This window comes from Parafannyhessea sp. LCP19S3_B1, from assembly GCF_052121955.1.
Classification (GTDB): Bacteria; Actinomycetota; Coriobacteriia; order Coriobacteriales; family Atopobiaceae; genus Parafannyhessea.
Genome location: NZ_JBQKDH010000024.1, coordinates 1 through 6345, shown reverse-complemented (window position 1 = coordinate 6345; position 6345 = coordinate 1). Strand labels below are relative to the sequence as shown.

The window sequence follows — 6345 nt, the reverse complement described above, 5'->3', positions numbered from 1 at the left end:
CGCACGCGCTACGAGGCGCCGGCGGCCAGGAGGCGCCGCCTCGGGGTCGCGGTGCCGCCGGAGCGCTGTGGTATCGTTGCGTGACAGGTACAGGATTGCTGCCGCACTCCCCGTCGGCCGCGAGTTTGCGGGGTCCCGTGCGTTACGGCCCCACGTGTACCGGCGGGGCGCGTCTCCCGCACACATGAGGGGCGAGTTTGAGAGACCCATGCAAACTGGGGCCAGACGTGTACCGCCAAGGCACCCCCCGGTGCTCGTCTGCCCCGAGTTTCGTGCGGGCGTGCAAACTCGGCGCAGGTGTGTACCGGTGCAAAGCATCGCCCGTACTCGTGAGGCCCGAGTTTACGGACTCCCTGCAAACTCGGCCCAGGTGTGTACCGGCGCTGGGTGCCGCCTGCACTCGTGAGGCCCGAGTTTACGTTCGCCCTGCAAACTCGCAGCAGAAGTGTACCGGCGCTCCGTCCCTGCGTGTCGCGTGGGTTTCCGCGGTGCCGCGTTCGCCCGCGTCGGCGTATCCTACACTTACTTGCTACTAACATTCTTGCCACCGACAACCTCGGTGGGCCCGCGGCCCGGCGTCGCGGGGCGCTCGTCCGGACGGAGGCAGCGTTGCCAAGCGTCAGCAGAAGGTTCGCACGTACCGACCAGCGGTTCCAGAGGCCGTCGTCCAAGCGCGACGACAGCCTGCGCGCGCCGGTCGTCCTCATGGTGTCGGGCGGCGCGGACTCCACGGCGCTGCTGCTCCTGGCGGCCACGTCGGAGCTCGACATCGACGACGGCCGCGGCACGGCGCGCATCGCGCGCGAGCGCCTGCACGTGCTGCACGTCAACCATGGGCTGCGCGGGCTCGACGCGCAGGAGGACGAGGAGTTCGTGCGCGAGCTCTCCGCCCGCTTCGGCATCCCGTGCACCGTGCGGCGCGTGGACGTGGCCGGGCTCGCGAGCGAGGGGGCCCTGGGCCAGCAGGCGGGGTCCAACGTGGAGAACGTTGGCCGCGAGGTGCGCTACCGCGAGGCGACGGAGCTCGCGAACCGCCTGTGCCGCGAGGTCGACGTGCCGCGCTCCGCCGCGCGGATCCTCACGGCCCACACGGCCGACGACCGCGCCGAGACCTTCCTCATGAACGCGATCCGCGGCAGTGGGCCCGCGGGCCTCTCGTCCATACCGCGGCGGCGCAACCGCATCGTGCGCCCCCTGCTCGACCGCACGCACGAGGAGCTGTGTGACCTGCTTCGCATGCGCGGCATCGTGTGGCGCGAGGACCTCACGAACGCCGACACCCGCTACCTGCGCGCCTTCGTGCGCCACGAGGTCATGCCGCTTCTTCGCGAGCGCAACCCGCGCCTTTCGTCCAGCGTGTCCGCCTCGTGCGACATCCTCTCTGACGAGGACGCGTACATGAACCAGGTCGCGTCGCGCACGTACCGCGAGCTCGTGCGCCGCAGCTCGCCCACCATGGTCGCGCTTGACGGCGCGCGCCTCGCCGCGTGCGAGGTCGCCATCGCGCGGCGCGTCGTGCGCAAGGCCATGCTCGCCGTCTGCCCGGACGCCCGGCTCGAGGCGCGACACGTCAACCGCGTGCTGTCGCTCGTCGCGGCGGGCGCGGGCTCGGCGTCCACGCCCATGGGCTGCGACGCCCGCATGGAGTACGGCCTGCTGTTCGTGCGCGCGCAGGGCGAGAAGGGCGGCCCCCTCGCCCTGTGGCTCGACGTGCCCGGAAGCGTCGCGCTGCCCGACGGCCGGCGGCTCTCCGCCCGCCTCGTGCAGGTGCCGGCGGGGTCCTCGCCGGAGGCCGTCGCCCGCGCCCACGCCGTGGAGTGGGCCGGCCAGTCGGTCCTTCTCGACGCGATGGCCTGCGGGCTTGACCTCGCGCAGGGCGGGCGCCTGTGGGTGGACGCGGCCGCGCCCGGCGACGTCATGTGCCCGCTCGGCATGCACGGCCAGAGCAAGAAGCTCTCGGACCTCTTGAACGAGGCCAAGGTCCCGGCGGCGGACCGCCCGCAGGTTCCCGTGGTGCGCACCTCTCCCACGGGGCAGGTGGTGTGGGTCGCGGGGATACGGCCGGACGAGCGAGTTCGAACGCTTCCGCGCACAAGGCTGCTGCTAGAATTGGGCATTGGTAGGGACTGACCGCAAGAGAGGGCATGGTCGGCCCGCAAGGCCGGCGCATGCAGGGGCAGCCGTCGCGCGCCCCGCATACAAGCGAAAGGGAACGCAATGGCAGAGCTGCATCCGGACATCGAGAGCGTCATCCTGAGCGAGGACGACATCAAGCAGATCGTGGGTCGATTGGGCCAGGAGGTCAGCCGCGACTACGAGGGCAAGAACCCGCTGGTGGTCGCAGTGCTCCGCGGCGCGTTCGTCTTCACGGCGGACCTGCTGCGCAAGATCACCGTGCCGTGCGCCGTCGACTTCATGGCCGTGTCCAGCTACGGCGCGGGCGTGAAGAGCTCCGGCGTCGTGAAGATCTTGAAGGACCTCGATACAGAGATCCAGGGTCGCGACATCCTGATCGCGGAGGACATCCTCGACTCGGGCCTCACGCTCAGCTACCTGGTCGACCTCCTCAAGGGCCGCGGCGCCAAGTCCATCAGGATCTGCGCGTTCGCCGTGAAGGACATCCCCGGCCACACCGCGGCCGTCACCCCGGACTACGTGGGTGCGCACGTCCCCAACGAGTTCATCGTGGGCTATGGCCTCGACTACGCCGAGCGCTATCGCAACCTTCCCTACGTGGGCATCCTGAAGCCCGAGGTCTACAGCAAGTAGGTCTGAAGCAAGCAACGCAAGGAGTCACTTAGTGTCGGACAACAAGAAGCACGACCGCGGGAGCGGGCTCGACCCCAACGGCCTCAGGCCGGACGGTCCCAGCTCCCGCAGGTCCCTCATCGTCACGCTCGTCATGATCGCCGCGCTGTGCTATGCGGTGTACACGGGCTACGGCGCCTTCAACGGCAAGCCGTCCGCGGACGTCATGAGCACCAACGAGTTCGTGACCGCCGTCAAGCAGGACCGCATCGAGAGCGTGACGTACAAGACGGAGGACGGCAGCCTCTCCGGAACGTACTGGCGCCACAAGGCGGACGTGGGCGAGAAGAACAAGGCGTCCCGCTTCAAGAGCTACTACGTGGGTGCGGACAGCCTGCAGGAGCTCATGGCGAAGCGGCCGGACACGAAGTTCACGATCGACACCTCGTCGAGCGACTTCTTGCAGTCCGTCCTCGTCACCGTCGTCCCCACCATCCTGGTGGTCATCGCGTTCGTGTACTTCATGAACCAGATGAACGGCGCAAACGGCCGCACCATGAACTTTGGCCGCGCCACGAAGGCCCGCACGTCCGAGGAGACGCGCCCGAAGGTGAAGTTCGACGACGTCGCCGGCATCGACGAGGCCGTGGAGGAGCTGAAGGAGGTCCGCGACTACCTGCGCGAGCCTGAGCGCTACAAGAAGATGGGCGCGAAGATCCCGCACGGCGTGCTCCTGGTGGGCCCCCCGGGAACCGGCAAGACGCTGCTGGCAAAGGCCGTAGCCGGCGAGGCGGGCGTCCCGTTCTTCTCGATATCCGGCTCAGACTTCGTCGAGATGTTCGTGGGCGTCGGCGCAAGCCGCGTGCGCGACCTCTTCAAGCAGGCAAAGGACGCCGCGCCGTCCATCATCTTCATCGACGAGATCGACGCCGTCGGCCGCCAGCGCGGCGCGGGCCTCGGCGGCGGGCACGACGAGCGCGAGCAGACCCTGAACCAGCTCCTGGTCGAGATGGACGGATTCGACGACAACTCCGCCGTCATCCTGATCGCCGCCACGAACCGCCCGGACATCCTGGACCCGGCGCTGCTGCGCCCCGGCCGCTTCGACCGGCAGGTCACGGTGGACCGCCCGGACGTCAAGGGGCGCGAGAAGATCCTGACGGTCCACTCCAAGAACAAGCCCCTGGGTGCGGACATCGACCTTGGCCGCATCGCGAAGCTCACGCCGGGCTTCACGGGCGCGGACCTCGCGAACCTCATGAACGAGGCCGCGCTTCTGGCCGCGCGGCGCCACAAGGACGTCGTCGGCATGCCCGAGATAGAGGAGTCCATGGAGCGCGTCATCGCCGGTCCGGAAAAGAAGGGCCGCGTGATGAGCCAGAAGGAGCGCACCACGATCGCGTTCCACGAGAGCGGCCACGCCCTCGTGGGCCACGTGCTCGAAAACAGCGACCCCGTGCACAAGATCAGCATCATCAGCCGCGGCCGCGCGCTGGGCTACACCATGCAGCTGCCGGAGGAGGACCACTTCCTGGAGACCCGCGACGGCATGCTTGACCAGATCGCCGTGCTTCTGGGCGGCCGCACCGCGGAGGAGCTGTTCTGCGACGACATCACGACGGGTGCCAGCAACGACCTGGAGCGCGCCACGAAGATCGCCCGCTCCATGGTAACGGTGTACGGCATGAGCGACGAGCTGGGCGCGCAGGTGTTCAGCGAGCCGCAGCACGAGGTGTTCCTGGGCCGCGACTACACCAACCACCACGACCTTTCCGCCGAGACCTCCAAGCGCATCGACGACGAGGTGGAGCGCATCATGCGCCAGGCCCACGTCCGCGCCCGCGAGGTGCTCGAGGCCCGCGCGGAGCAGATGCGCACGATGGCGAGCGTGCTGCTTGACCGCGAGACCGTCGAGGGCGACGCCGTGAACGCGCTTCTGGACAACGAGTGGGACGCCTACCTCGCCGCCCACCCGGAGGAAGACAAGACGAACGCTGCGGACGCGCAGGCGCCCGCCCAGAGTGAGGAGAGCTAATGGCCATCAACCAGAAGAGCTACGACTACGGCGCGGCGAAGTCCTCCATCCGCGAGATCGCAGCGTACGGCGCGGCGCGCAAGGCCCAGATCGGCGCGCAGAACGTGTTCGACTTCAGCCTGGGCAACCCGTCCGTCCCCGCGCCGGACGCGGTGAGGGAGTCCATCGTCAGGAACGCGGCGCTGCCCGCGGCACAGCTGCATGGCTACACGCCTGCCGCCGGCCTGCCCGCGGCGCGCCAGGCGGTCGCGGACTCGCTCAACCGCCGCTTCAAGACGTCGTACGAGCCAGGCGACCTGTACCTCACCTGCGGTGCGGCCGCGGCCATCAGCATCACGCTGCACGCGATCGTGAACCCCGGCGACGAGGTCATCGTGATCGCGCCGTACTTCCCGGAGTACCGCGTCTGGATCGAGACCGCAGGCGCCGCGTGCGTGGAGGTCATGGCAGACGCCAAGACGTTCCAGGTGGACGCCGCCGCGGTGGACGCCGCCATCACGCCCAACACCAAGGCCGTCATCATCGACTCGCCCAACAACCCCGTGGGCGCCGTCTACACCAGGGGCACGCTCCTCTCGCTCGCGTCCGTGCTTTCCGGCCGCAGCGAGGAGCTTGGCCATCCCATCTACCTGGTGTCTGACGAGCCGTACCGCGAGATCACGTATGGCGCGGAGGTGCCGTGGGTGCCGGCGATCTACGACCGCACCATCGTGTGCTACTCGTACTCGAAGTCGCTCAGCCTGCCGGGCGAGCGCATTGGCTGGGCGCTGGTGCCGAACACGAACCCCGACCACGACGAGCTTGTGCTTGCCGTCGCGGGCGCGGGCCGCAAGCTCGGCTTTGTGTGCGCGCCGGCGCTGTTCCAGCGCGTGCTGATAGACTGCGTGGACGAGCCCACCAACGTGGAGGCGTACGCGCGCAACCGCGAGGCGCTTGCCGGCGGCCTGCGCAAGCTGGGCTACACCTGCATCGAGCCGGAGGGCGCGTTCTACCTGTGGGTCAAGTCGCTGGAGCCCGACGCGGAGGCGTTCTTCAGACGCGCCCGCGACCTGGAGCTCTTGCCCGTGCCGTCCAACAGCTTTGGCTGCGAGGGCTGGGTGCGCCTGGGGTACTGCGTCTCGTACGAGACCATCGTGAACTCCATGCCCGCGTGGCAGAAGCTCGCCGAGTCCTACCGCTAGGGACGGCGTCCATGTTGCGCAACAACCGCACGAACGCCCGCGCCGCGGCCCGCACCTGCGGCGACTGCCGCTTCATGACGGAGCGCATGGGCGTTTTGCGCACGCACTGCGAGTGCCTGGAGCCTAGCCAGTCCGGCCGGCGCGTGGGCGAGAAGGACGCGGCCTGCCCGCTGTTTGCGGGCCACATGGTGAAGCCGGGCCCCAGCCTGGCGCAGCTTCTGGGTGCGGACGCCCGCCGCGCCGTGGACGAGCTTACGGCCGAGAAGCCCGCGCGCCCGGAGCGCCGCGAGCCGGCTGCCGACGACGCGCTCGTCGCGCCTGCCGCGACTGACGCGCCCGCCGCGTCCGAAGCCGCGGGCGACCTGGACCTCGCTGCGCTCG

General features: G+C 69.3%; 5 protein-coding genes. All 5 read left to right on the top strand.

From position 1 onward, the window contains the following. Positions 1 to 609: 609 nt before the first annotated feature. Positions 610 to 2130, top strand: a complete 1521-nt coding sequence (gene tilS / locus ACTQWE_RS10055) for a tRNA lysidine(34) synthetase TilS (RefSeq protein ID WP_441857235.1) — start codon at positions 610 to 612, stop codon at positions 2128 to 2130. Between the two features lie 87 nt (positions 2131 to 2217). Next, positions 2218 to 2769, top strand: coding sequence for a hypoxanthine phosphoribosyltransferase (gene hpt, locus ACTQWE_RS10050; RefSeq protein ID WP_170104584.1), 552 nt, complete (start codon positions 2218 to 2220; stop codon positions 2767 to 2769). A gap of 31 nt (positions 2770 to 2800) precedes the next feature. After that, positions 2801 to 4783 carry an ATP-dependent zinc metalloprotease FtsH gene (gene ftsH, locus ACTQWE_RS10045; protein ID WP_441857237.1) on the top strand — a complete coding sequence of 661 codons (1983 nt, stop codon included), beginning with the start codon at positions 2801 to 2803 and terminating at the stop codon, positions 4781 to 4783. Next, positions 4783 to 5964 (top strand): pyridoxal phosphate-dependent aminotransferase, encoded by a 1182-nt coding sequence (locus tag ACTQWE_RS10040; RefSeq protein ID WP_441921680.1) that lies wholly within the window; start codon positions 4783 to 4785, stop codon positions 5962 to 5964. Before ftsH ends, ACTQWE_RS10040 begins: the two co-directional genes overlap by 1 nt. A gap of 11 nt (positions 5965 to 5975) precedes the next feature. Beyond that, positions 5976 to 6345, top strand: a 370-nt coding sequence (locus ACTQWE_RS10035; protein WP_441921678.1) for a hypothetical protein, incomplete at its 3' end; no start/stop codon positions are given.

Bases quoted from the DNA above. Each gene is read 5' to 3' on its own strand.
- hpt (WP_170104584.1), top strand. From the start codon at position 2,218: ATGGCAGAGCTGCATCCGGACATCGAGAGCGTCATCCTGAGCGAGGAC.
- ACTQWE_RS10040 (WP_441921680.1), top strand. From the start codon at position 4,783: ATGGCCATCAACCAGAAGAGCTACGACTACGGCGCGGCGAAGTCCTCC.